General features: G+C 70.5%; 18 protein-coding genes and 1 pseudogene. 9 read left to right on the top strand and 10 right to left on the bottom strand.

Features of this window, described 5'->3' with window-relative positions; genetic code table 11:
- Window positions 1-47 precede the first annotated feature (47 nt).
- Entirely contained in the window at window positions 48-464 is a 417-nt protein-coding gene (locus tag AN216_RS14205; RefSeq protein ID WP_070197291.1) for a VOC family protein, read from the bottom strand.
- Window positions 465-474: 10 nt separating this feature from the next.
- The gene (locus tag AN216_RS14200) at window positions 475-894 is read right to left on the bottom strand and encodes a helix-turn-helix transcriptional regulator (protein WP_070197036.1); all 420 of its coding nucleotides are present in this window, start codon (window positions 892-894) and stop codon (window positions 475-477) included.
- 9 nt (window positions 895-903) lie between these two features.
- Between AN216_RS14200 and AN216_RS31060 the strand changes: the two genes are divergently transcribed.
- Window positions 904-1,632: a bacteriocin fulvocin C-related protein gene (locus AN216_RS31060; RefSeq protein WP_139140924.1), complete on the top strand. Its 729-nt coding sequence runs from the start codon at window positions 904-906 to the stop codon at window positions 1,630-1,632.
- Here the strand turns inward: AN216_RS31060 and AN216_RS14195 are convergent.
- Window positions 1,581-2,936, bottom strand: coding sequence for a dihydrolipoyl dehydrogenase family protein (locus AN216_RS14195; RefSeq protein ID WP_070197290.1), 1,356 nt, complete (start codon window positions 2,934-2,936; stop codon window positions 1,581-1,583). The genes AN216_RS31060 and AN216_RS14195 overlap by 52 nt on opposite strands.
- Window positions 2,937-3,355: 419 nt before the next feature.
- Here AN216_RS14195 and AN216_RS14190 point away from each other — a divergent pair, with 419 nt between their 5' ends.
- Together AN216_RS14190 and AN216_RS14185 are read left to right on the top strand one after the other, a co-directional pair.
- Window positions 3,356-4,039: a dienelactone hydrolase family protein gene (locus AN216_RS14190; protein ID WP_070197035.1), complete on the top strand. Its 684-nt coding sequence runs from the start codon at window positions 3,356-3,358 to the stop codon at window positions 4,037-4,039.
- A gap of 88 nt (window positions 4,040-4,127) precedes the next feature.
- Window positions 4,128-4,892 carry a class I SAM-dependent methyltransferase gene (locus AN216_RS14185; protein WP_070197034.1) on the top strand — a complete coding sequence of 255 codons (765 nt, stop codon included), beginning with the start codon at window positions 4,128-4,130 and terminating at the stop codon, window positions 4,890-4,892.
- On the opposite strand, the gene AN216_RS14180 is transcribed toward AN216_RS14185, so the two are convergent.
- Window positions 4,889-5,770: a DUF5996 family protein gene (locus tag AN216_RS14180; RefSeq protein WP_420855743.1), complete on the bottom strand. Its 882-nt coding sequence runs from the start codon at window positions 5,768-5,770 to the stop codon at window positions 4,889-4,891. The two genes, AN216_RS14185 and AN216_RS14180, sit on opposite strands and share 4 nt — an antisense overlap.
- Before the next feature lie 408 nt (window positions 5,771-6,178).
- Between AN216_RS14180 and AN216_RS14175 the strand changes: the two genes are divergently transcribed.
- Window positions 6,179-7,159, top strand: coding sequence for an NAD-dependent epimerase/dehydratase family protein (locus AN216_RS14175; RefSeq protein ID WP_070197032.1), 981 nt, complete (start codon window positions 6,179-6,181; stop codon window positions 7,157-7,159).
- 88 nt (window positions 7,160-7,247) lie between these two features.
- On the opposite strand, the gene AN216_RS14170 is transcribed toward AN216_RS14175, so the two are convergent.
- From AN216_RS14170 to AN216_RS14155, 4 genes are read right to left on the bottom strand one after another with little or no spacing between them, the layout of a single operon-like run.
- A complete protein-coding gene (locus AN216_RS14170) occupies window positions 7,248-8,501 on the bottom strand; it encodes an NAD(P)/FAD-dependent oxidoreductase (RefSeq protein ID WP_070197031.1) in 1,254 nt (417 codons plus the stop codon).
- Window positions 8,498-10,120: an NAD(P)/FAD-dependent oxidoreductase gene (locus tag AN216_RS14165; protein ID WP_079166580.1), complete on the bottom strand. Its 1,623-nt coding sequence runs from the start codon at window positions 10,118-10,120 to the stop codon at window positions 8,498-8,500. The genes AN216_RS14170 and AN216_RS14165 overlap by 4 nt, the downstream gene beginning before the upstream one ends.
- Window positions 10,117-11,550: an FGGY family carbohydrate kinase gene (locus tag AN216_RS14160; RefSeq protein WP_070197030.1), complete on the bottom strand. Its 1,434-nt coding sequence runs from the start codon at window positions 11,548-11,550 to the stop codon at window positions 10,117-10,119. Before AN216_RS14160 ends, AN216_RS14165 begins: the two co-directional genes overlap by 4 nt.
- Complete coding sequence (locus AN216_RS14155) at window positions 11,547-12,380, bottom strand: DeoR/GlpR family DNA-binding transcription regulator (protein ID WP_070197029.1); 834 nt, start codon at window positions 12,378-12,380, stop codon at window positions 11,547-11,549. The genes AN216_RS14160 and AN216_RS14155 overlap by 4 nt, the downstream gene beginning before the upstream one ends.
- A gap of 435 nt (window positions 12,381-12,815) precedes the next feature.
- On the opposite strand from AN216_RS14155, the gene AN216_RS14150 reads away from it, so the two are divergent.
- Window positions 12,816-14,285, top strand: coding sequence for a sodium:solute symporter family protein (locus AN216_RS14150; protein WP_070197028.1), 1,470 nt, complete (start codon window positions 12,816-12,818; stop codon window positions 14,283-14,285).
- Complete coding sequence (locus AN216_RS14145; RefSeq protein WP_070197027.1) at window positions 14,272-16,626, top strand: N,N-dimethylformamidase beta subunit family domain-containing protein; 2,355 nt, start codon at window positions 14,272-14,274, stop codon at window positions 16,624-16,626. The genes AN216_RS14150 and AN216_RS14145 overlap by 14 nt, the downstream gene beginning before the upstream one ends.
- A 110-nt stretch (window positions 16,627-16,736) precedes the next feature.
- On the opposite strand, the gene AN216_RS14140 is transcribed toward AN216_RS14145, so the two are convergent.
- Both AN216_RS14140 and AN216_RS14135 read right to left on the bottom strand, forming a co-directional pair.
- Window positions 16,737-20,336: a WD40 repeat domain-containing serine/threonine protein kinase gene (locus AN216_RS14140; RefSeq protein WP_070197026.1), complete on the bottom strand. Its 3,600-nt coding sequence runs from the start codon at window positions 20,334-20,336 to the stop codon at window positions 16,737-16,739.
- Window positions 20,337-20,537: 201 nt separating this feature from the next.
- Window positions 20,538-21,091: pseudogene (locus tag AN216_RS14135) on the bottom strand (FAD-linked oxidase C-terminal domain-containing protein).
- Between the two features lie 949 nt (window positions 21,092-22,040).
- Between AN216_RS14135 and AN216_RS14130 the strand changes: the two are divergent.
- From AN216_RS14130 to AN216_RS14120, 3 genes are read left to right on the top strand one after another with little or no spacing between them, the layout of a single operon-like run.
- Window positions 22,041-23,741, top strand: coding sequence for a carbon starvation CstA family protein (locus tag AN216_RS14130; protein WP_070197025.1), 1,701 nt, complete (start codon window positions 22,041-22,043; stop codon window positions 23,739-23,741).
- Window positions 23,738-23,995, top strand: coding sequence for a cory-CC-star protein (locus tag AN216_RS14125; protein ID WP_070197024.1), 258 nt, complete (start codon window positions 23,738-23,740; stop codon window positions 23,993-23,995). Before AN216_RS14130 ends, AN216_RS14125 begins: the two co-directional genes overlap by 4 nt.
- Window positions 23,986-24,975: an ArsA family ATPase gene (locus tag AN216_RS14120; RefSeq protein ID WP_070197023.1), complete on the top strand. Its 990-nt coding sequence runs from the start codon at window positions 23,986-23,988 to the stop codon at window positions 24,973-24,975. The genes AN216_RS14125 and AN216_RS14120 overlap by 10 nt, the downstream gene beginning before the upstream one ends.
- The last annotated feature ends 339 nt before the right edge of the window (window positions 24,976-25,314 follow it).

Here is a 25,314-nt window from a genome sequence, read left to right as displayed (position 1 = left end):
TCGGCTGCGCGCTTCGGGGCCTGGGGCGACGTCGGCTCGCGCTCAGTTCACTTTCCGCGCGCCTGCGTGAAGCGCAGCATGTTGCCCGAGGGGTCGCGGAAGGCGCAGTCGCGTACCCCGTACGGCTGGTCGACCGGCTCCTGGAGCACCTCGCCGCCCGCGGCGCGCACCTGCTCGAAGGTGGCGTCGCAGTCAGCGGTGTCGAAGATGACCCCGCGCAGCAGTCCCTTCGCCAACAGCTCCGCCATGGTCTGCCGGTCGGCGGGCGAGGCGTTCGGATCGGCGAGCGGCGGCTCCAGGACCACGGACACGTCGGGCTGTTCCGGCGAGCCCACGGTCACCCAGCGCATGCCCTCGAACCCGACGTCGTTGCGCACCTCGAGGCCCAGCGCGTCCCGGTAGAAGGCGAGTGCCTTGTCATGGTCGTCGACGGCGATGAAACAGGTGGAGAGTGTGATGTCCATGTGCTTCACGCTACGGAGCCGAGCCGGGTTTCGCTTCTCCGTTCCTGACCGGTCGGGTGTGAATCTTGGCCACGCAGGCCGGGATGGCGGCGCCCGCGTCGTGCGGACGGTCCCGGTAGGCGCTGGGACTCTCCCCGACCAGCTCGGTGAAGCGCGAGCTGAACGAGCCCAGCGAGGTACAGCCCACCGCGAAGCAGACCTCCGTCACCGACAGGTCGCCCCGCCGCAGCAGCGCCTTGGCCCGCTCGATCCGGCGGGTCATGAGGTAGCCGTACGGCGTCTCCCCGTAGGCGGCGCGGAAACTGCGGGAGAAGTGCCCCGGCGACATCAGGGCGGCGCGGGCGAGCGCCGGCACGTCGAGCGGCTCCGCGTACTCGCGGTCCATCAGGTCTCGGGCCCGACGCAGCCGGACGAGGTCCTCCAACTCCACCGGTCCACCATGGCACACCCCTCCGACACCGCCGGTGGTACGGATGAGGGCGCTGGCCCGTGGCGCCGGCGCGGCCCTGGCCGAGCACGCTCCTGGGTCGCCGCGAACAAGGACCGGTTGCCCCGTACGTACGCGGGAATCACGCAGCACTCGGTGCCCTACCGCAAAGCCGTCCTGGCTGAACTGTCCCCGGCGGAACGGGGCAGGGCATGGTCCGAGCACATCACCCGTTATCGGTCCGCGCACACGGAACTGACGACTGGGCGGGAGGCCGTGCTGGACGAGGCGTCCCGGGTGGTTCCCGACCTCTTCCGTCGTGGGCCGGGCGAGCGGGCGGAAGTCGCCCGACCGTTGGAGGAGGCGGCGAAGCGGGAGTTCGGCCGTTCCGAGGCCGTGCGGTACTCGCCGATTTCGGCCCCGCCGACGCGGAGGAGGACGTGTCCCCGAAGGAGCTCTGTTCCTGTTCGACGGCAAGTGACACCGCAATTCTGGCCGAGAGTGCGGGCGTACCGCCTGCAACAACGACCCGGACAGCTGCGGCACCGGCTGGGCGTTCGACTGCCAACGGCCACTGCTTCACCGAGTGACGCCCCAGACCCCGTCCTTCCGTGCCGCGCACGCCGAAACGGGCGGGGTCTACGGGCCGGATCGGCGGCACGACGGAAGTCCGGTCAGCGACAGCGGGGTCAGTCAAGCTGGTCCAGGGCGGTCTCCATCACCCGGTGGAAGGTCGGATAGGCGAGGATCATCCGCCGCAGCCGGCTGATCGGAGTGCCGGCGTGTACGGCCACGGTGAGGCCGGAGAGCATCTCGCCGCCGCTGGGCCCGGCACTGGTGGCCCCGACGAGGGTGTCCGTGTCGCGATCCGCGACCAGCTTGACGAAGCCGGCGTTCCCCGCCCCGTGAATCCACCCGCGGGGGCTCTCCGGCAGCTCGGCCATCCCGGTCCGTACGGACATCCCCCGATCCCTCGCCTGTGCCTCGGTCAGGCCCACCGCGCCGACCTCCGGGTCGGTGAAGGTGACCCGCGGCACGGCGTGGTACTCCGCGTCGGGTCCCGGCTGGCCGAGGATGGCGCGGGTGGCGATGGCGGCCTGGTACGTCGAGATGTGCGTGAAGGCCCCCTTGCCGGTGACGTCCCCGATCGCCCACACCCCGGGAGCGATCCGCAGCTGCCCGTCCGGCTCCAGGCCGCGGGCGTCCGGGTCGAGCCCCAACTCGGCCACGCCCAGCGCCCGCAGGTCGGTGCGCCGCCCGGTGGAGACCAGCAGCCGCTCCACGGTGTGCGCGCCCTCGTCCAACTCCAGCGTGAAGGCGCCGTCCTGGTGCCGCACGCCGCGCAGCGAGGCGCCCGTACGCACCGTCAGTCCCTCCTCGCGCAGCACCTCGGCGAGCAGCCGACCGGCCGCCGGCTCCTCGGCGGGCAGCAGCGTCTCGGCGGCCTCCACGACGAGGACCTCCGTCCCGAACCGGGCGTACCCCTGCGCCAGTTCCAGCCCGATCGCGCCGCCGCCGAGCACCGCCAGCGAGCGCGGCGCGCGTACGGCGCGCAGAGCCTCCCGGTTGGTCCAGTACGGCGTGTCGGCGAGGCCCGGGACCGGCGGCACCGCTGGCTCGGTGCCGGGGTTGAGCACGAGCGCCCGCTTGGCGGTGAACTCCTGCCCGTCGACGTGTACGGAGCGCGGCCCGCTGATCCGCGCGCGTCCCCGTACGAGACGACCGCCCTTGTCGGTGAACCGTCGGGCGGCGGCCTCGTCGTCCCAGTCCGTCGTCGCCTCCGTCCGGATGCGTTCGGCTACCTGCGGGAAGTCGGGGGAGACCGTGCTGGTGCCGGCCAGTCGGGGCACCCGCCGAGCCTCGGCGAGCGAGTCCGCGGCACGGATCAGCATCTTGCTGGGAATGCAGCCGTAGTACGGGCACTCGCCACCCACCAGGTGGGACTCGACACCCACCACCTCGAGGCCCGCCTCGGCCAGTTCTCCAGCCAGCGTCTCGCCGCCCGGCCCGAGGCCGACCACCACGGCGTCCACCGTCTCCGTCATCGCGCGCTCCGCTTCCGCGTGGGTTCGCCGGCCGGCCCCGGCGTACGGCATACCGCGGGGCGGGTGCCCCGGGCGCACGGCCGTACTCCAGGGACGCCCCCAGTATCCGACGCTCGCGCCGTGCGGGCAGCGGGGCGTGGGCCAGGCGGGTTCACGGCGCTGGGCGAGGTGCCGTCGAACGGTTCGGCACGGTCTCGTCCACACCGTCCTCGGGGCGTACCGCGGCCGGGTCCACCGCGTGCTGGACTCGGCGCTGGACGGTGCACCCGATCACGAGGATGAGCAGGGCAGCTCGCGGAGCCGCCCGCATACCGGGCGCGTCCCGGGTCACCCGGCACCGGAACCGGAAACGAGACCCGTACCGATACCGCACCGGCACCGACCCCACGCTGCGGTGCCGTACGAAAGGAGCACCGGTGATGGCGGAGGAGATCTCACTGCCCGCCGACGGCGAGGCGACCACCGGTGACCTGGTGCTGCCCGAGTCGGCCCGCTCGGTGGTGCTGTTCGCCCACGGCAGCGGCAGCTCGCGGCACAGCCCGCGGAACCGGGCCGTCGCCGAGGTGTTCCAGGCGGCGGGCCTGGCCACCGTACTGATGGACCTGCTCACCCCGCAGGAGGAGCGCGTCGACGAGGTCACCGCCGAACACCGCTTCGACATCGGCCTGTTGGGGCATCGCCTGGCCACCGCCCTGGAATGGCTGCGCATCCACCCTCCGACCGCCGAACTGCCCGTGGGTCTGTTCGGCGCGAGCACCGGCGCGGCGGCGGCGCTGGTGGCCGCCGCCGAGCGACCCGACCGCGTGCACTGCGTGGTCTCCCGGGGCGGGCGGCCCGACCTGGCCGGTGACGCGTTGCCACGGGTACGTGCGCCGGTGCTGCTGATCGTGGGCGGCGAAGACACCGGAGTGCTGCGGTTGAACCGTGCGGCGGCGGCACGCTTGGCGGCCCCTCACCGGGTGCAGGTGGTGCCGGGCGCCACTCACCTCTTCGAGGAACCGGGGACGCTGGCGCAGGCCGCCGACGCCGCGCGGGAGTGGTTCCTGCACCCGGGCACCGGGCGGGAGCGTACGGATCAGGAGCAGGACCAGGGCCAGGACTGACCGCCACCGACCGTCCACCCTTTCCGCTGCCTCATGTCGATCGCCGGGGCGTGTCTGAGCGGCCGCCCGACCCGGTTAGGCTACGGCGATGGAAGGCGTATCCGACGTGCCCGAGCGCCCCGCCCCGTCCGCTGATCCGTCCCGGGTGAACGACTACGACAGCTTCGCCGAGGCGTACTCGGCGGAGAACGAGCACAACCTCGTGAACGGACACTACGCTCGTCCGGCGATGCTGGACCTCGTCGGAGAGGCGGCCGGTCGGCGAATTCTGGACGCCGGCTGTGGCGCCGGCCCACTGTCCGCCGCGCTGCGCGACCGCGGCGCCGTCGTCACCGGTGTCGACACCAGCGCCCGGATGCTGGAGCTGGCCAGGCGGCGACTGGGGGACGACGCGGACCTGCGCCTGGCCGATCTGAGCGACCCGCTGCCGTTCGCCGACGGCGCGTTCGACGACGTGGTCTCCTCACTGGTGCTGCACTACCTGGAGGACTGGGGGCCGACGCTGGCCGAGTTGCGACGCGTGCTCAGGCCCGGTGGCCGGCTGATCGCCTCGGTGGACCACCCCTTCGTGGCCTACACGCTCCAGGACGCGCGGCCCGACTACTTCGCGACCACCGACTACGCCTTCGACTGGACGTTCGGCGGGCAGACCGTCCCGATGAGATTCTGGCGCAAGCCCCTGCACGCGATGACCGAGTCCTTCACCGCGGCGGGCTTTCGCCTCTCCGCCCTCAGTGAGCCGCGGCCCGACCCGGCCGCCCAGGAGCTGTTCCCCGAGGGCTTCCACGATCTCTCGACCAAGCCCTGCTTCCTGTTCTTCGTCCTCGAGGTGCCGCCGTCGTCCGCGGCCTAGCGTTCACCCACGGAGCGACCCCGCAAGTGCGCCCAGCGCCCGGGGTCGTCCTCCAGGCTCGCCCGATCCCACCCCGCCCGGTCGGCGGCCGCCTCGTAGGTGCTGTGCAGAAAGTCGGTCAGCGCGCGATCCGGGTCGGCTGCCGTGCGCACCGCTTCGTACGGCAGCAGGAACTGGCCGTTCGTCTGGCTGTAGTACGCCTGGGCCGGGCGTACCGGGTGCTCGGCGAAGCCGGCTGGTTCGGGATAGGCGTAGGCGTAGAAGGCGCCCTCCTCCCCGCCACCGGGCCAGAAGCCGCAACTGGACAGCTCGCGTGAGTAGCCCTCCACCATGACCCAGTCGCCGCAGTTCGGCGCGCCACCGGGGTGGGCCGGGGCGGACCGCCCGGAGAAGCGGGTGCAGGCCAGGTCCATGGCGCCCCAGAAGAAGTGCACCGGGCTGACCTTGCCCACGAAGTGCGAACGGAACTCGCTCATCACCCGGTCCGCCTGTACCAACTGCCGCCAGAACAGCCGCGCGGCCTCCGGGTCGTACGCGGCGTGCTCGTCGTCCTCGGTGAACGGGATCGCCGGGTCCACCTCGTTCGGCTGGTTCTGGATCCGGGTCTCGATGCCCAACTCGGCCAGCGCGTCCATCGTGTGCCGGTAGAAGTCGGCGACCGTCCTGGGCCGTAGCGCCACGACACGGTTCGCCCCGCTGCTTGAGCGGACGCGGAGCACCTGGTCGACGAAGTCGAACTCGATGTCGAAGGACCCGCTCGGGCAGGGCACCGGCCCCGTCGTCAGGCCCCGCGGGCTGACGTACAGCGTGACCTGCCACCAGTGGTTGATCAACGGCGCGTGGGCCAGCCGGACCTTGCCCACGATCTGCGTCCACATGTGCAGCGTGTCCCGGGTGTCCGTCCAGTCAGCGACCCGCAGGGAGGGCCATACGGCGCGGACGGGCGGGTCCTGTCGAGCGGACGGGTGAGGTGTCGCCACGGCGCGCTCCTTCGGCTCGGGTTGTCGGACTCCTGGGTACCGGCCCGGCGGCGTACCGGTCGGGTCGGGCGAGGCCGTTACGGCTGGCACGCGGCCGGGACCTCCGCAAGCTTCGCGTGCCCCTGGCCGGGGCGCACCGCGAGGCGGGCCGTACGGGTGGGCGCGGTGGCGGGTTCCTTGGCACCCGTGGGGGCAGCGGGTCCCGTGTGTCTCGCGGGGCCGGCGGGTCCGGTGGGTCCGTGACGCTCGTACGCTCGCAGCGATATCGACTGTGCGGCGTGGGTCCACCGTGCGAGCGTCGTCGGTATGCGCGTACTGGTACTGGGAGGAACGTGGTTCCTGGGCCGCCGAGTGGTCGAGCGGCTGCACGCCCGTGGCGACGAGGTGCTGGTCGTCAGCAGAGGCCGCAGCGTGCCCGATCCGTGGGTCCCGGTGCGGCAGTTGTGGGCGGACCGCCATGACCTGGCCGAACACGCCGACAAGATACGGGCGTTCGCCCCCGAGGCGGTGCTGGACAGCTGCGCGCTCACCGGGGCGGCGGTGGACGCCGTACTGCCGGTCTTGCCCGAGGTGCCGACGGTCGTACTGTCCAGCCAGGACGTCTACCAGGCCTTCGCCGGCCTCGGCAGCGGGCGCTGCGAGGCGCCGCTGCCGTTGACCGAGGAGTCCGAGCCGCGCGTCCAGCGCTACCCGCACCGCGGGTCTGGACTCCCGGACGTGCCCGAGGACTACGACAAGCTGGACGTCGAGGAGCGGTGGCGCCCGCGTGGGGCCACCGTGCTGCGACTGCCCTTGATCTACGGCCCGCATGACTGGCAACGCCGCGAGGACGCCGTGCTGCGCCGGCTGCGCGCCGGATGTCGGCGCATCCCGATCGGGGCGGGCAACCTGTTGTGGACCCGCGGTCACGTCGACGACATCGCCACCGGCGTGCTGGCCGCCCTCGACACCAGGGCGGCGGACGGGCGGACGTTCAACCTCGGGGAAACCGAGACCTGGCCGGTGTCGACCTGGTTCACCCAGATCATCGAGGCCGCCGGTGCGGAGGCCGAACTCGTCCGGGTCCCCGACACGGCACTGCCGCCGGACCTCACACTCACCGCCGCCCCGGCCCAGCACCTGCTCGTCTCGGTCGCCCGTGCCCAGGCCGTCCTCGGCTGGGCACCCGGCACGCCGGCCGAAGGCGTGGCCCGGTCCGTCCGTTGGCATCTCGACAACCCGCCGGACGGACCCGCCTGGACCGACGCCGACACCGCCGCTGACGACGCCGCGCTGGCGCGGGCGTAGCTCCGTAAGAACGCCGCCCCGGAGACGGCCGGCCGGCGGGTTGCGCTCGTCCGGCGAGCCGCGAGCCAGGCCGCCGCCCGGCGGGGGCTCAGCGGATCGACACCCGCACCTCGCCGCCGTCCGGCCGGGCAGCGTTGAGCAGATCGCCCGGGATACGGAACACCCGCCCCGGCACCGCGGGCCACAACAGCCGCCGCTGGGCCACCACCCGTCCACCCTGGCTGACGACCACCCGGGGTGCCGGAACATAGCGGTCCGCCCAGGCCAGCAGTCGGTTGCGAGCCGGGGCGCGGTCCCCGACCCGGCGCACCATCGGGGAGATCCAGCGCAGCGGGGCGTCGGCCACGACCCGTACCCGCCGCTCCCCGGGGGTCCGTCCGGCCAGGTGGTCGAGCACGCTCGCGGCGACCTGCCGGCCGTCCAGCGCCGCGATATCGGCGGTGTCCACGGGATGCAGCAGGTTGCCCGCGGCGAAGATCCCCGGGCGTGCGGTACGCAACTCGGCGTCCACCACGGGGCCGAGCGTGCCCGGGTCGAGCTCCAGCCCGGCGGAGCGGACCAGTTCGTTGTCCGGAATCCAGTCCCCGGTGAGCACGACCGTGTCGCACTCGACGACGTGCCGCGCGCCGGTGTCCAGGTCCTCCACCTCCACCCCCTCGACCCGCGAACCGCCGAGGACGCGACTCACCCTGGCGGGGGTGCGTACCGGCACGCGCAGCAGGTGCCTGCCCGGCGCGGAGAACAGCGAGTACGCCTCGGGCCGCGGGTGCTCGCTGGTCATCAGCACGGTCCGGCAGCCCGCGTGGCGCAGCGTCAGTACCGCCGACCAACTGACCAGTTCGCTGCCGACGATCACCGCACGGCGGCCGACCCCGCGGTGCCGCAGATGGACGAGGTTCTGCAGGAAGCCGGTGGTGTAGACACCGGCCGCCCGGTCGCCCGGGATCAGCCGGGCGGTGCGCGGCCGCTCCCGGGCACCTGTGGCGAGCACCACCGCGGGGGCCCGTACCTCCAGCAGGCCGTCCGGGGTGGTCACTTCCAGACCGCCGGAAGACGACCAGCCCGTGACCATCGCGCTCGTACGGATCACGGCGCCGGCTTCCTCGGTGTCCCGCACCATCCGCTCGGCGTAGGCCGGGCCGCCCAGCATCCGGTGCCGGTCGCGGATGCCGAAGCCGGTGTGCGCGCAGTGCCGGGGAATGCCTCCGGCTCGCTGTTCGCGGTCCAGCACCAGGACCTCGCCGGACACCGTGGGTGCCAACTCCTGGGCGGCCCGCAGCCCGGCGGGACCGGCACCGACGATGACGACCTCGGGCTCCAACGGGGTACGTGCCGTGCTCATCGCTTGCTCTCCTCGCCGGTGGTGTCGGCCGGCCTGGTGGCTTCGGTGGCCTGGTTCGCGGTGTCGGTCCCCGTCCCGGCCTGGGTCCCCGCCGGGCTCTCGCCGTCGGCCGCCGCGCGGCACCGGATGTCTCCGCGCCCGTCCGGAGCCGTACGGCAGTCCGCCGAGGGCGCGGTCGGGAGCGAGCGGCACCCGGTGGGCGTGGTCCCGGGGTCGCCCTCCTGACCGAGCGCGTCCTCCAGCATGCCGGTCACCTCCGCGCCGCAGTAGAAGCCCTGGCAGCGGCCGTTCATCGCGCGGGTGCGGCGGCGTAGGCCACCGAGGTCCCGCGCCGGGATGGTGCTGTTCAGCGCGTCCCGGATCTCGCCCCGGGTGACGCGTTCGCAGAAGCAGGTCACGACGCCGTACTCCGGGTCCCGGGCGATGCGTTCCGCGTCCTCGTACGGCCGGGTGGCGGCCTCGCCGATGTTCGGCATGACCGGCGGAGCGGGCAGGTTCGGACGTACGGTCAGCGGCAGCCCGGCCTCGCCGAGCAGCCGCACCAGGTGCTCGGCGACCGCCATGGCGGAGGTCAGTCCGGTGGAGCGGATACCGCCCGCCACCGCGTATCGTCGCTCCGCGCTCACCTCGACGGTGTAGTCGGGGACGTCGCTGGCCGCGCGCAGGCCGGCGTAGGCGGCGGTGACCTCCTCGCGCACCAGTTCGGGCATGATCCGCTGGCCCTTCTCCAGCAGGAAGGCGTAGCCGTCCTCGGTGGTGGAGCTGTCGGTGCGGTCGGTGAGGTCCTCGGCGGTGGGCCCGAGCATCACGTTGCCGTAGATGGTCGGGCTGATCAGCACGCCCTTGCCGAGCTTCGACGGCACCGGAAGCACGATCCGGTCGGCCAGCGGACGGGCCTGCTTGTCGTAGACCAGCAGCTCGCCGCGCCGGGGGTTCAGGTGAAAGCGGTCGAAGCCGAAGTGCGCGTCCAGGGTGTCGCTGCCGAGCCCGGCGGCGTTGACCACCCAGCGGGCCCGGATCTCGCCCTGGCTGGTGTGCAGCACGGTGTACCCGTCGCCGGGGCACACCGACTCCACGCGGTGTGCGCGCAGCAGCCGCGTACCGCGGTTCACCGCGTCGGTGGCCAGCGCGAGGCTGGTCGTCCAGGTGCAGATGATCGACTCGCCGGGCACCGTGAGGCCGCCGAGCACGCCGGGGCCGAGCCCCGGCAACAGCCGGTAGACCTCCTCGGCGTCGATCAGCTCGGTCTCCCGGTAGCCGTTCCGTTCCGCCTTCTCGCGCAGCCCGGGCAGCGCGGTCAGCTGCTCGTCGTCCCAGGCCACCAGGACGGCGCCGGTCGGCTCGTACGGCACGCCGGTGCGGTCGGCGTACTCCCGCAGCAACTGGTATCCCTCCCGCACCAGTCGGGACTCCAGGGTGCCCGGGGTGGCGTCGAAGCCGGTGTGCAGGATGGCGGTGTTGGCTTTGCTGGTGCCGTCGCCCACGTCCTGGCGGGCGTCGAGCAGCGCCACGTCCAGTTCGTGGCCGGAGAGCGCCCGGGCGATGGCCGACCCGACGACTCCGGCGCCGATGACCGCCACGTCGACGGGTGCGTGCCCGGGGCGGGGCGGGGTGTTCATGCGGTCTCCCTGCTGATGGAGGCGTTCTGGAGCGCGTGGCGCCAGTGGGCGCGGAACTCGCCGGCCGCGTCGGCGCCCATACGTGGGGTGTAGCTAGTGATCGGCTCCCAACCGATCACCGCGTCGGCGAGTGGCAGTCCCGGTTGGGCGGCCGCTCGGGCGAAGCCCGCCGCGCCCAGCGCGGTGGCGTGTGCCGAGGGGTAGACCTCGACCCGCGTCTGGAGCAGGTCGGCGACCGCCTGCATGAGTACCCCGCTGCGGGTGAGGCCGCCGTCGACCCGCAGTCGCCGCAGCGGTTCGCCGAGGTCCCGGGCCGCGCAGTCCGCGAGTTCGGCGACCTGGGCGGCGATTCCGTCGAGTACGGCGCGCACCACGTGCTCCGGGCCGGTGGACAGTGTCATGCCGGTGAGCGCCGCGCTGGCCTCGGGGGCCCACCAGGGTGCGGACAGTCCGGCCAGCGCCGGCACGCAGAGCACGCCCGCCGGGTCGGCGGCGGCCGTCCGGTCCAACTCGCTCGCGTCACGCAGCAGTCCGAGGTCCTGCAACCAGCGCACCGCGGAGGCGGCCGTGGGGACCTGGCCGTCGAAGCAGTAGGTCAGCTCCCCGCGCACCCGCCAGGCGACCGAGGCGGCGAGCCCCGCGCTGGACCGGGTGGGCACCGTGCCCATGTTCGCGAGCAGGAAGGCGCCGGTGCCGAAGGTGCACTTGGCCTCCGCGGGCGCCAGGCAGCGCTGGGCCAGCAGCGCGGCCTGCTGGTCGACGACGAGACCGCCCATTGGTGTGGGGGCGCCGAAGGCGCGGGTCTCGCCCACGATCTCGTCGCAGGCGGCGATCCTGGGCAGCGCCTCGTCGGCGAGCCCGAACAACTCCAGCAGCTCGGGGTCCCAGGTGCCGGTCCCGAGGTCGGTGAGCAGGGAGCGGGAAGCGGTCGTGGTGTCGGTGACGAACTCGCCGGTGAGCTGGTGCAGCAGCCAGCTGTCCGAGGTGGTGACCACGCCCTCGGTGCCGCGGTGGTCCCGTAGCCAGCGGAGTTTCGGCGCGGAGAAGTACGGGTCGAGCACCAGGCCGGTGCGTTCCGCGATCAGCTCGGCCCACTCGGCCAACCCGGCGCAGATCCCCGCGGACCGCCGGTCCTGCCAGACGATCGCCTCACTGAGCGGGTGGCCCGTACGCGGGTCCCAGGCGAGCACGGTCTCGCCCTGGTTGGCCAGCGAGACGCAGTCGATCGGCAGCCCCGCCTCGGCCACCGCCGCCCGCCCGGATGCCAGCACCGACTCCAGCAGCGCGGCCGGGTCCTGTTCGACACCGCCGCCCGGGAGGTAGCGGGGCCGTACGGGGAGTTCGGACACGGCGCGTACGGCACCGGCGGGATCCACGACCATCGCCTTGGTGCCGGAGGTTCCCTGGTCGATCGCGAGGACGGTGGTCATGTCCGCTCCTCGTCGGTTCCGTTTCCGCGCTCCCGCGCTCCCGCGTGGCCGGTCTCGGCGGGCGGGAGCCCGGGCCGGATGACCTCGCCGCCGGAGACGGTGATGGCGCGCTCCAGCTCCTCGGGCGGCTGCTGGTCGGTGATCAGCCTGTCGACCCGCTCCAACGGAGCCACCCGGTAGGGGGCGATGCGCTGGAGTTTCGTCGAGTCGGCGAGGACGTAGTGGGTCGCGGAGTTCCGCATGATGGTGCGCCGGACATGGCATTCGTCAAGGTAGAAGTCGGTCAGCCCCGCTTCGGCGTGCACCCCTCCGGAACCGAGGAAGGCGACGTCGGCGTAGACGTCCTCGAAGAAGCTCTGTGTGGTGGGTCCGGACAGGGCGAGGTCCCCCGCGCGCATCCGACCGGAGCTGAGGTGGACCTCGATGCCGGTGGCCTCCGACAGCTCGTTCGCGACCTGTATCGAGCAGGTCAGCACGACTCCGGAGAAGTTGCCGACCAGCGCCCGGGCGACGTGGGTCGCGGTGGTGCCGACGTCGATGACGACGGTCTGTCCCGGGCGGAGGAGTTCGGCGGCGAGGCTTCCGATGACGGCCTTCGCCTCTCCCGCCGAGCCGAAGCGCTCGACGAACGGCGGCTCGCTGCTGAGGTGGTCGGTGCGGGTGGCGCCGCCGCGGACCCGCATCAGCAGACCCTTGCCCTCGAGCTCGGCGAAGTCCCGGCGGATGGTCTCGGCTGAGACGCCGAGGGAGTTCGCCAACTCGACGGTCGACACCACGCCGCCTCCCTGGACCGCCTGCGAGATACGGGAGTGCCGCTGGGCTGCAAGCATGTTCGGGCCGTTTCTGTGGAAACTTGTGGTCGGTTGTTGCGAAGTATGGCCAGCGCTGCTTCGCAGAGTCAAGGCGAGGGTTCCTCGGGTGACCAGGTGCGGATATCTCGTACCCGCCGGTGACCAGTACGGGCGAGAAGCGCCCGCGGGTCGGTCGGATGGCTCGGTGGGCCGGCGAGTTGCGGAGGGGGCTTGCCAAAGACCACAGAAGCGGTCACTATGGCTCGTCAGACTGGCAAAAATCCACGTGTCCAGTCATTAGTAGTCAGCGTCATTCACTGCCCGTCACGACAGTGCGGACAGTGCGGACGGTTCTCCACCCAGGGCTCCCCGCCCGTTCCCCACTCCCCATGGCCCGGAACCCCGGGTTCGAGAGCTTCCGCCTCCGCGGCCCTCAGCGCGCTTGTCGTGGAGGCACATGACCAAGGAAGTGTTATGACCGAGAAGTTCGCGATCGTTATCGCCTTCACCGCCCTGCTGATCTACCTGGCGTACCGCTCCTACCGTCGGGTGAACAGCTATCAGGACTTCAACCTGGCGGGGCGCAAGACCGGGTTCGCGGCACTGGTGGCCACACTGGGCGCCGCGGAGTTCAACACCGCCACGCTGATCGGCGGCGCCTCAGTCGCGTACCTCTACGGCACCGTGGGCCTCTGGTACACGTCCTTCATCTTCGTCTTCGTCTTCAGCATCTACGCGTGGACGGTCGCCAAGCCCTACCGCCGCCTGGAGATCTCGACGATCGCGGAGTTCTTCGAACGCCGCTTCCACGGGCGTCTCGCGGAGACCACCCGGGCGTTGGCCAGCCTGGTGACGCTGACCTTCACCTGGATAGCGCCCGCCACCTACCTCGCCGGACTGTCCGTCGTCGCCTCGGTGCTGCTGGGCGTGGACCCGCTGACCACCGTCATCGTGATCACCTCGGTCTGTCTGGTGCTGGCCCTGGCCGGCGGCTTCATGACGGCCATCTCCTTCGACGTCGTCGCCTACGTCATGATCCTGGTGTTCGTGCCGGTGCTCTTCTTCGTCGGCTACTTCAACTCGGGCGGCTTCGGCGAGCTGAGCGGCGTGTTCGACCCGCGGTACCTCTCCTTCGAGCCGATCTGGGACCTGGAGGACTACGGCTTCGCGGCGATCCTGACCTGGTGTTTCCAGAACATCATGCTCTACGTCGCCGCCCCCTGGTACGGACAGCGGATCTTCTCCGCCCGTAACGAGCGGGTCGCCTACCGGGCCATGCTGGTCAACACCGCGCTGATCGTGGTGCTGTACGGCCTGGTCGCGCTGACCACCATGTTCAGCCGGGTGCTGATGCCCGACCTCGACAAGCCCGAAGAGGCCCTGCCGAGGCTGGTGCTGGAGTACACCCCGCCGATCATCCAGGGCCTGCTGCTGGTGACCCTGCTGCTGGTGGGCATCAGCACCATGGTGGCGATCTGGAACTCCGCGGTGTCCATCGTGGTGAACGACCTGATCAAGCGGTACCTGTTCCGGGAACGCAGTGACCGCTTCTACGTCCTCTCCAGCCGCCTGGTGTTCCTGGCGCTCGGGGTCTCGACTCTGGTCTTCGCGCTCTCCTTCGTCGGCAACATCCTGCTGGTCCTGACCTACGTCTCGGTGTTCACCGCGCTGCTGGCCTTCCCGATCCTGGCCGGCCTCTACTGGAAGCGGTTCACCACGCTGGCCGCGCTCAGTTCGCTGTCGGCCGGTGTGGTGTACGTCGTCGTCGCGCTGCTGGGCGACTTCCCCTACCACCTGGTCAGTCCGGTCGGCATCGCGGTGAGCGCCGTGGTGGGCATCGCGGCAACCGTCTTCGGCAGGCGCCAACCGATCGACCCCAAGGTGGAGGAGTTCTTCGCCACCGCTCACGGCAGGAAGGAAGAGCACGACCATGCGTACGTCTGACGGCGACCACCTCCGGCTGAACGACCGGGACGACATCCTGAACATCACCGGCTACGCCGACCGGTGGGGAGTGCGGGCAGGAGAGGCGATCGCCTTCCACGTCAGCACGAACCGCGCGGAGTACCAGGCGGACCTCGTGGAGCTGCTCGGCGGGATGACCGACCCCCGCTCGACGGACCTGCCCGTACGACCGGTCCCCACCGCCTGCGAGGGCACCCACCCCGGCACGGTCCAGCTCACCGACCCCGGCTCGTACGGCGAGTTGCCGTTGCCCGCGGACTGGCTCGGCGAGGGCTCCTTCACCCTCCAACTGCGGTTCCAGCCGACCCTGCCGGAGGCCGGGCACGAGCAGGTGCTCCTCTCCTCCGGCGACACCGACCAGCGGCACCTGGTGAAGCTGGCCGTCAGCGCCGGGGGGCGGCTGGTCCTGACCCTCCGCGCCGAGGGGGCTGAGGAAGCCGAGGGGGCCGGGGGGACCGAGGCCGTCCTGGAGTCGCCGGTGGAGCTGCGCACCGGCTGCTGGTTCTTCGTCAGCGCCTCCTACGACACGACCCTCGGCGAGGCCCGGCTGCAGGTCGCCCAGGAGACCGGCTGGCAGCGGACCGCGCAGCTGGACACCGCCGAGGCCCCGGCCACGCTGCGCTTCGGCGGCGCCGGGCTCACCGAGACGTACCTCGCCGCGACGCCGGTACGGATCGACGGCGCGCGCTACCTCGACCAGCACTTCAACGGCAAGGTCGAGAACCCGCGTTGCTACGCCCGTACGCTGGACCCGCGGGAGGTGGCGCTCGCGCGGGGCCGTGGAGCGGTCCGTCCGGAGGCGCTGGTCTGTGACTACGACCTCGGCGCCGACTTCGCCACCAGCCGGCTCCGGGACGTCTCCGGGAACAACCGGCACGGCCGGCTGAGGCAGGCTCCGCAGCGGGCGGTGACCTCCAGCCGGTGGGACGGGCGCGTCACCGACTTCGCCGTCGCCCCGGAGCAGTACGCGGCCGTCCACTTCCACGAGGACGACCTGGAGGACGCGGGCTGGGAGGTCTCGCTGACCTGGGAGGTGCCGGCGGACACCCCGCCCGGCGCCTACGCGCTGCGGCTGCGCCTCTACGAGGACGGTGAGCGCGACGGCGATGAAGGCGGCACGGGGGACGGCGAGGTGGACTACATCCCCTTCTTCGTCCGCCGCCCGGCGGACGCCACGGCTCCGGTCCTCTTCCTGGTGCCCAGCTTCACCTACCAGGCGTACGCCAACGAGCGGCTCTTCGAGTCCGGGCTGCAAGAGGACTTCATGATCCACGCGATGGAGCTGGCGCCGCAGGACGAGTTCATCGTGCGTCACGACGAGGTCGGCAAGTCGCTCTACGACACGCACTCGGACGGCAGCGGCGTCGCCTACTCGTCCCGGCTGCGGCCGGTGTTGAACCTGCGACCGCACTACCACAACTGGCTTTCCGGACACGTGCGTCACCTGGCGGCCGACCTGTTCGTCCTCGGCTGGCTGCGCTCCCTGGCCGAGAGGCACGAGGACGGCTCGTACGACTTCGACGTCGCCCTCGACGAGGACCTGCACCGCGAGGGGCCGCAACTCCTCGCCCGCTACCGCACGGTGGTGACCGGCTCGCACCCCGAGTACTGGAGCCGGGACATGATGGACTCGCTGTCCGGCTACCTGGCCGACGGCGGGCGGCTGATGTACCTGGGCGGCAACGGCTTCTACTGGGTCACCAGCGTCTTCGAGGACCGGCCACACCTGATCGAGGTGCGGCGAGGCAACTCCGGCACCCGGTGCTGGGACTCCCCACCCGGCGAGCTGACGCACAGCTCCACCGGCGACCACGGCGGTCTCTGGCGGTTCAACGGCTACGTGCCGCAGCAACTGGTGGGCGTCGGCATGGCATCCCAGGGCTGGGGACGGGCCGCCGGATACCGGCGGCTGCCGGACAGTCACGACGAGCGCGCGGCGTTCGTCTTCGAGGGCCTGGAGACGGACGAGGTGATCGGCGACTTCGGTCACGTGCTGGGCGGGGCGGCGGGCGACGAGGTTGACCGGTTCGGCTTCGACCTTGGTACCCCCGCGCACGCGCTGCGCCTGGCCACCTCGCTGCAACTGGACGACCGCTACCAGATCACCCAGGAGGAACTGCTGATGACCGCCCCGGGCCAGGGCGGTACGGAGAACGAGCTGGTCCGTTCCGATCTCACCTACTTCGAGATCGACGGTGGCGGCGCGGTTTTCTCGGTGGGCTCCATCTGCTGGGCGGGCAGCCTCGCGTGGAACGGCTACGACAACAACGTCGCCCGGGTCACCGGGAACGTGCTGGCCCGCTTCGTGGAGGACCGGTAGCGAAGCCGGCCGGTCCGCCGCGCGACGCACCTCTCGGTTTCCGGCCGTCTCGGGCACCCCGGCACCGCACTGGTGCCGGGGTGTCTCAGCGGGCGGTGTCGCCTGTCGGGTCAGCAGGTCTTTCGGTAGGGCACGTCGGGAATGTGCTTCTCCCACTCCTTCTCCGTGAGCGGGCCCGATTCGGCGCACAGGTCGCGAATGAGCCGCTCGGGCTCGAGGGGGTGGGTGAAGAACCGGCCACCCCGGTCCACTCCGGTCAGCGCCGAGCTGTCCGGCGTGAAGGTCAGCGCGAGGATCTCCTCGGCGGAACCGGCGAGCGCGATGCCCAGCTGGGCCCGGGTGCGACTGTCCCAGATCCTGACCTGGTACCTGTGCCCGGACTCGTGCATCGTCGCGAACAGCCGCCCGTCGGGCGAGACCGCGGTGGCCCGCTCCTGGGCGCCCAGCGGTGGGGACACGGCTCCGGTACGCACGTCGTTCCCCTCGGGACGGAGCGTACGCGCGTCCCAGGTCCGCAGGTACGACCGGAAGCCGCGGGGATGGGAGTAGAGCTTCGTACCGTCCTCGCTGACGGAGTCCACCTCCAGGCTCGGAGCGCCCTTGGAGAGGACCCGACCGGAGGGGAAGGCGACCCTGCCGAAGTTCGGGGCGGCGTACACGGACCCGCCGTCGGGGTGGAAGAAGACGGCGGAGCCGTTGTCGGCGGCTCCGAGGTCGGCGCGCACCTCGCGGACGCGTCGCATGGTGCCGAGGTCCCAGTACGAGAGCACGTTGGTGCCGTCCGGCGCCACGTCCAGGGTGGCGAACGACTCGTTGTCGGGAGAGAAGGCGAAGGCCGTCGTCCCTGTCTTGTTCGGGTCGACGTCGCGAATTGGCAGTCCGCCGAGCGGCGCGGCCTTCTTTCCCGAGATGTCCCAGATCTCGATCTCCTCCTCGGAGAGGACAGCGAGCCGACGACCGTCGCGGCTGAGTTCGACGCGGTGCACCAACTCGCTCTCGCGGCGCGCCCGGGAGGTCACGGTCAGGCGCTTGGTCCGTGTCGACGCGGAGAGGATGTCGATGCCGCCGGTCTCGCGGAGCGCGATCGTGCCCTGATCGGCACTCACCACCCCTTCTTCGTAGTACGCGTCGGACCGCTTCGTGGACTTGGTGACGGTGCTGACGTCGAGTGTCCGTACGACCCCGTCAGTCCCGGCGCATCGGAGCTTCGAGCCGTCGGCCGTGAAACGCAGGGCTGTCGAGGGATGGCACTCGCTCTGGGTGGTGGTGTATCGCATGACGCTCTCGCGCTCCAGCGACTCCGTGTCCCAGACGGTGCCGTTCTGCGCCACGAACCGGCCGTCGGGACTGAAACGGAGCGGATAGTCCGTGTACTTCTCGGCGCCGCTGAACTCGGTGCCCAAGCCGGTGTCGCGTTCGAACACGTTGATCTCGCCCTTCGTGGCCAGCGCCGCCTTCTTCCCGTCCGGACTGAACACCACCGGCCCCTGGATGTCCTTCGCCTCGATCGCGCTGGGGAGCTGGACGGGCAGCTCCTCCTTGGTGCGCGTGTCGATCCAGGTGAACGGTTCGCCCTTGCCGTCACCGGGCACGGAGAGCACTCGTTCGTCCGGGGAGAAGGAGGAGTCCCACAGGAGGAAGACGGGCTCGCGGGTGGTCACGGTGGTGAGCCGACGGTCGGTGCCGCGGGTGTCCCAGACGTCCAGTGTGGACTTCAGCGTGTCCGAGTCATCCGACTGCGACGTCCCGGTCATCAGGTAGGTGCCACGGGGGCTGAGCCGTATGCCCGGCCAGTGTCCGTCCTGCTTGGTGGTGCGGTACGTCCGCCCGCCGCGCGGGCGGGCGGAGTCGGCGTCGAGCAGGCGGGTACGTCCGTCGTCCGTGAGGACGGCGGCCACCTCGCCGTCCTCGGACAGCTCCACCCGGTGGACCCTGGCCGGGGCGGTATAGGTGCCGGTCCTCTCACGGGCCCGGACGTCCCAGAACTCCACGCGCGTGCCCCCGGCGGCCATGAGCGTACGCCCGGTGGAGTCGAGAGCGAACTCCGTCGCGGCGAAGTCGAGTGGCTTGAACGCGTCCTCCTCCAGCTGGTTGCGCAGCGTCAGCAGCGCCGACCACGACTCGGGTGTGTCGGCCAGGCGCGCCGACGCCACCGCCAGTCGCCGCCCCAGCTCGGGATCGGAGCGGCGTAACGACTGGGCGTCGCCCGCTACTTGGGCGGACGCGGCACGGTCACGCTGCCCGACGATGGTCTGTCGCTGGTCGAACGTCACGAGCGCCGCGCCGGTCGCGACGATCAGCAGCACGGCCAGTACACCGCTGACCAGGACGCGTAACCGGCCACGCCGGCGGGCCAGTCCGGAGCCGGCGGCGAGGAAGTCGCGTTCGGTGCGGTTGAGGGTGAGGCGGCGGCGGCCGGTTGCCGCCCAGTTGCGGGTCCGTTCCAGAGCGGTGCCCTGGAGCAGGTCGCCGTTCCTGCGGCCGTGGTCGTCCCAGGCACGGGACGCCTCGGACAGTCGCTGGTGGGTGCCCAGGCCCTCGCGTTCGGCCTCGACCCAGTCGCGTAGTCGGGGCCAGGACCGGATCAGCGCCGCACTGGACAGGGTGACGGTGTCGCCCTCCCAGACCAGGATGTCCACCTCGGTGAAAGCGCGCAGGACCGCCTCGGTGTCCACGTCCGCGGTCCCGGCGTCGGCGAACTCCGTGCGGCGTGCCGAGCGCAGGGTGTCCTCGGCACGCTCCCCGGGCGCGACCAGACGCAGCAGCACGGGGGAGACGGTCTCCCGCGCCGCGCCGTCGAGGCCGTTGAACACCTCCTCCGCCACCTCGGGGCGCGATCGCTCGCCGGACCCGCCGCGTGCGTGCGCGTCGCCCGGGCCGACCTCCTTCACCACGTCGGCGAGGTCGGCGCGACCGACGAGGGACAACAGCAACTCCTCCGAAGTCGGCCGGTCGTCGGGTTCCTTGGACAGCGCCGCAGATACGAGCGAACGGAGCGGCTCCTCCAGTGCGGAGGTGTCGGGTTCGTGCGTCGCGACCTGGTACGCCAGCGCCTCCGCGCTCGTACCGTCGAAAGCGTGCCGGCCGGTTGCCGCGAAGAGGACCACCGCGCCCCAGCCCCACACGTCGACCTTGCCGTCGCCGTGCGCGCCGCGGTAGCGCTCGGGCGGCATGTAGCGGAGAGTCCCCATGGGCAGACCGGCGGTCGAGGTCCCCTCTACGACCCGGGCGATGCCGAAGTCGATCACGCGTGGGCCGTCCGGACTGAGCAGCACGTTCTCGGGCTTGAGGTCTCGGTGGACCACCCCCGCGCGGTGGACGGCGACCAGTGCGGTGGCCACGCCGATCGCCAGCCGACGCAGTTCCTCGGCGGCGTACGGATCGGACGAGTCGCCGTCACGGCCCTCGACCACACGCCGCAGGTCCGAGCCGGCGACGTACTCGCTGACGACGTACGGGGCCGGACCGTCGAGGTCCTCGTGCAGCAACTTGGCGGTGCAGAAGGGGGCGACGCGGCGCCACGCCCGTATCTCCCTGCGGAGCGCCTCTCGGTCGCCGTCACTCACCCCGTGCAGCGCCTTGACGGCCACTCGCGTGCCGGCGGCGTCGTACCCGTCGTACACGACGCCCTGGCCGCCTCTGCCGAGTCGGCCGTCCAGATAGTACGTGCCCAACTGCACCGGATCGCCGGGGAGAAGCGGTGACGCCAAGAGATGCCTCCTGAAGGAACGAACGTGCCACGTTGCTCTTCTGGAGGTAGAGACGTGTGTGCCGGCCTCCCGGTTCGGCGGCGGGAGGTAGGCGGAATCCCTCGGGAGCGCCGGCCGCGAAGGCCCACCAGGCCACCGCGATCCCGGATCGGCAGCCGAAGCCCCGGAGCCGTCAACCCCGCCCCGTGCGCTCGTGGTGGCTCAGAGGCCGGCCTTGCCCGGGTTCATGATTCCGGACGGGTCGAGGGACTTCTGGAGGGTGCGCATCAGGTCGAGGCCGGAGCCCAGCGCGTGCTCCATCCACGTGCGCGCTCCAGACCCACCCCGTGGTGGTGGCCGATGACGGCGCCCGCGCGCAAGCTCTCCTCGATCACGGCCTTCCACACGGCGTCATACGCTTCCAGCGCCTGCTCGTCGGAGTCGAAGTCGCCCCGGACGATGGCGTAGAGCGCCGCGCCCTGGTCGTAGACATGGCTGACGTGCGCCATGAACTCCGGCATGTGCGGGGCGGCGGCCTTCTTGAGGCGCTCGTGGAGCGCGGGCAGTTCCGACCAGTTGGCGGTTACCTCGATGGCCTCGGCGACCCCGCCCGTCCTGCCGACGGCGTCGGTCGACCAGGAGTAGTCGAAGCGGCGCTGCTCCCAGTTCACGCCGGGCTCGGGGCCGAGTACCTCACCGTCCTGCTCCCGCACATGCCGCAGGACGATCTTCTCCTGGGCGTCGACGAGTTCGGGCGCGCCGTCGAACGCGAGGATGAGCAGCCAGCCGGAGGTCCCGGCGAACTTTGGCCGAGACGAGGACGGACTCGCCGACAGCGGAGCGCAGTTCGTCCAGCGCCTCCTGCGGGATGGTTGCTATGGCACCCGTACTCATTGCTGCTCCTCGTGTCTGTCGTCGATCACCGGATCGTGCCCGGTGCGGGTGTCGCGAACGGGGCGCCGACCGGTCGAGGCGCGCCTCAGGCCGTGTGGCCGTTCACCGTGGCCAACTCCAGCCACCCCCAGCCCAGGACGCTGTTCGCCCACCTGGGCTGACACAACACCAGCGCCCGCCACACCGGGGTCCTGACAGTCCAATGTAATGAACGTGGCCGTACTCGCTCCGAGAAGGACATCCACTCGGGAGGACGCCCACACGCCAACACAGCCCGACCGGGAGACCCCCGAACTCACAGCTGTGGGTCCGCGGGTCCGGGAGTTTCCGGCGTCCCGCGACATCACGGGTGGGACTCGAACCCACGCCTGACGGATTATGAGTCCCGTGAGACAAGCTCTAAGGGTTCCGCACGGTTGTACAGAGGAAGTATCTCAATTCGTAGCGAGACGAGTGGGACTCGGCAGACCGTAGCTGCTGGCTCGGCGCGGAGGCCGTCGGGGTGAGCGATGGAATGGTGTCGCAGTCTTCGATTGCCGAGAAGACACCCGGACCGCGTGAGCCGGGTACTACCGGATCATGAGTGTCCTGGTTGAGCGACACCCGATCGTTGTGAACGGACGGTTATGGAACTCTTTCGCCTGGATCATCCGCTCGAGTACTCTGCCGGGTACGTGGTGGGAGGTCAGCCATTGACTTCCCTGCTCGGGCCGCCAACCCTTTCTTGCTGTCGAAGGAGGGTCACGCTGCGTCGTTCCCACGATATGTCCGCCATGTGCACGTCTTGTGCGGACAGTGGTCTCATGTCCCCAGAGTCCAGAGAGTTTTTGCATGAATGCCCTTCCGCTGCTCCTGATAGGCCTCGCGATTCTCGCGGGTGGATATGTCCTGTACTCGAAATTCCTGGGAAATCGGGTTTACCAGCTCGACGCGTCCTTCAAGACGCCCGGGCACGAGTTGCAGGACGGTGTGGACTACGTTCCGACCAACAAGTTCGTCCTGTGGGGTCACCATTTCACCTCGGTTGCGGGCGCTGCGCCGATCGTTGGCCCCGCGGTCGCAGTGATCTGGGGCTGGCTGCCCGCCTTCCTGTGGGTAACTCTCGGCACCGTCTTCTTCGCGGGAATGCACGACCTCGGCGCCCTGTGGGCCTCGGTGCGGAACAAGGGGCGCTCGATGGGCACGCTCTCCAGCCGCTACATCGGTGGCCGGGGCGCGAACCTGTTCCTCGTCGTAATCTTCCTGCTGCTCTTGATGGTGGTAGCGGCCTTCGCGGTGGTCATCAAGGACCTGTTGATCTCCACTCCCTCGGCGGTGATCCCCGCCTGGGGTGCGGTCGTGGTGGCGTTGCTGGTAGGACAGGCGGTCTACCGCTACAGGATGAGCCTCGGGCTGGTCACCGTGATCGGTGTCGCGGCGCTCTATGGCCTGATCCTCCTTGGTGACGCCGTCCCGGTGGAGTTGCCCGACCCCATCCTGGGGATGTCCCCGGCGACCTTCTGGATTATCGCCCTCTTCGTCTATGCCGGTATCGCCTCCCTGCTGCCCGTATGGGTGCTGCTCCAGCCGCGTGACTACATCAATGGCGTGCAGCTTTTCGTCGGACTCGGCATCCTGTTCGTTTCGGTGTTGCTGAGCGCTCCGACGATCGTGGCCCCGGCCTTCAACGACGCCGTGCCCGCGGACACCCCCGACATCGTGCCGCTCCTCTTCGTCACCATCGCATGCGGTGCGATCTCCGGATTCCACGGCATGGTGTCCTCGGGAACCAGCTCGAAGCAGTTGGACAAGGAAACCGACGCCCGCTTCGTGGGCTATTTCGGGGCTGTCGGCGAGGGCATGCTGGCTCTCGGCGCGATCATCGCCGCCACCGCGGGTTTCCGCACCCTGGCCGACTGGGAGGCCGTCTACAGTGCCTTCGGCGAGGGTGGCGTCGGGGCGTTCGTCACGGGTGGTGGTGAGATCGTCAACAGTGGTCTGGGTCTGCCGGCCTCGTTGAGCTCGACAGTGCTGGCCACGATGGCGATTCTGTTCGCCGCGACCACGATGGACACCGGTGTGCGCTTGTTGCGCTTCGTCGTTCAGGAAGCCGGTGAGGTCGGAAAGGTGAGGATCAACAATGGTGTTGGTACGCTCATCGCGCTCGTGGCTGGTATGGGACTCACCTTCAGCCAGGGGGCTGAAGGTGCTGGTGGCCTGCGTATCTGGCCGCTGTTCGGTACCAGTAACCAGCTGCTGGCTTCCTTGACGCTGTCGATCGTCGCGGTCATGTTGATTCGGAAGCGACGTAATCCGGTGCCTGCGCTGGTGCCGCTCGTGGTCGTGTTCGTGATGGCTTTCTGGGCCGCCCTCGTGCAGCTGGGTGATCTCTACGATGCTCGGGACTGGCTTTTGCTGACCGTCGATGTCGTCATCATCATCGCTGCCCTGTGGGTCGCTTTCGAGGCGGTGATCGCGATGCGGCGGGCGTCTCAGGAGGATCCGGAGGCACCGGACGCGGATGTGAGGGAAAGGGTCGAGGTGAACGAGTGACGTCCAGTTGGGCCTCGTTCCGGGCCGGGCTGGAGGAGTTCTACGCTGGTCCGTATCGGCGTACCTTCGCCCGCGCTCGGCGGGAGGAGGATGATCTCTTCCGGATGATCATCCTCGCGGAGGCACTGGGTGTGCCGGACCCAGCGGCTTACTACACAGCCGAATTGATGCCCTTTCTCTACGAGGACTTCCACGCCTGGCACCGGCGCATGGGTATGGACCGTTCGCCTCTGGAGCACATCGGATGCTGCTAGACCTCATCGCCTCGCGTCGGGTCGTCTTCGTCAGTGGCAAGGGCGGGGTCGGTAAGACCTCGATCGCGGCGGCTCTCGCCCTGGGTCGTGCCGGGGCGGGTGCCCGTGTGCTGCTCGTTTCCACTGATCCCGCGCACAACCTCGGACACCTCTGGGAGCGCCGAGTAGGGGACGAGCCCACGCGCCTCGCTGACCCCGGGGAGCTTGCTTCCGGGCTGGCGACCGGGGCCACGGGCTACCTCGACGGACTGGAGATCGATCCCGAGCGTACGGTCGAGCAGCATTTGTCCGTTGTAGCTGGCACGATGCGACGCCTGCTCCCCGAACGGATGCACGCGTCAGCGGCCCGGCACCTGGAGGCGGCCCGGCAAGCTCCCGGTACCCACGAGTCAGCGGTGCTGGAACGGATTGCCGAGGCCGTGGAACTCGGCGAGGCCGAGTACGACCTCGTCGTCTTCGATACTGCTCCCTCCGGCCATACGCTGCGGCTGCTTACGCTGCCCGAGCAGCTCACCTCCTGGACGGAGACCCTGCTCGCCAATCGTGACCGGTCGCAGCGTTTCGGCGCGGCGGTACGCGGTCTCGGCGGCGGCGAGGATACCGACCGCGACGCCGAGCTACGTCGAATCCTGCTGCGCCGACGTAACCGCTTCGTCCGGCTGCGTGAGGTGATGACGGACTCGGCGCAGACCGGGGTCGTGATCGTATTGGCCGCCGAACTGCTCCCTGTCGCGGAGACGGTGGAGATGTATCAGACGCTCACCAACCTCGGTGTCGAGGTGAACGCACTCGTCGCCAACCGCCGTTCGCCCGGGGACACCAGCGCACTGCTCACCCAGCGGCGGGAGCGGGAGGAGGAGCACCTTGTCCGCCTGCGGCAAGAGGTTCCGGACGTACCGTTGTGCGACGTGTCACTGTTGCCAGGGGATCTGGTGGGCACGGAGGCGCTGACTACGCTGGCCGAGCGGCTCGGTCACTGATCAGCCCAGCCCAACGCCTTGGAGACCGATCAGAACGAACGAACCGCAACAGACGACCCCAACCTGGAGACCCGTAAACAAAGTGCCGGGAGGGGGGAACTTCAAAGAGACTCACTGCCGCCACCGGCGGGCGGTGGTGGTGGTCTCAGGGCAGAATCCTCCGAGGCGAATGCCACCGGGCGCCCGCCACGAACTCATCCGGGCACCTCGCAGTCCTGTGCCCTGCTCTGTCATAGTAGCGACCAACGAGGCGAAGCCCGAGGGGCAGGAGGGGACGGCAGCCATTCGGTCATGGCAAGCGCTGGTGGCTTGTGGCTGTCAAGCCTCCCTTTTCGCCAG

It is taken from the genome of Streptomyces oceani (assembly GCF_001751245.1).
Classification (GTDB): domain Bacteria; phylum Actinomycetota; class Actinomycetes; order Streptomycetales; family Streptomycetaceae; genus Streptomyces; species Streptomyces oceani.
This window is presented reverse-complemented; position numbering and strand designations above follow the sequence as displayed.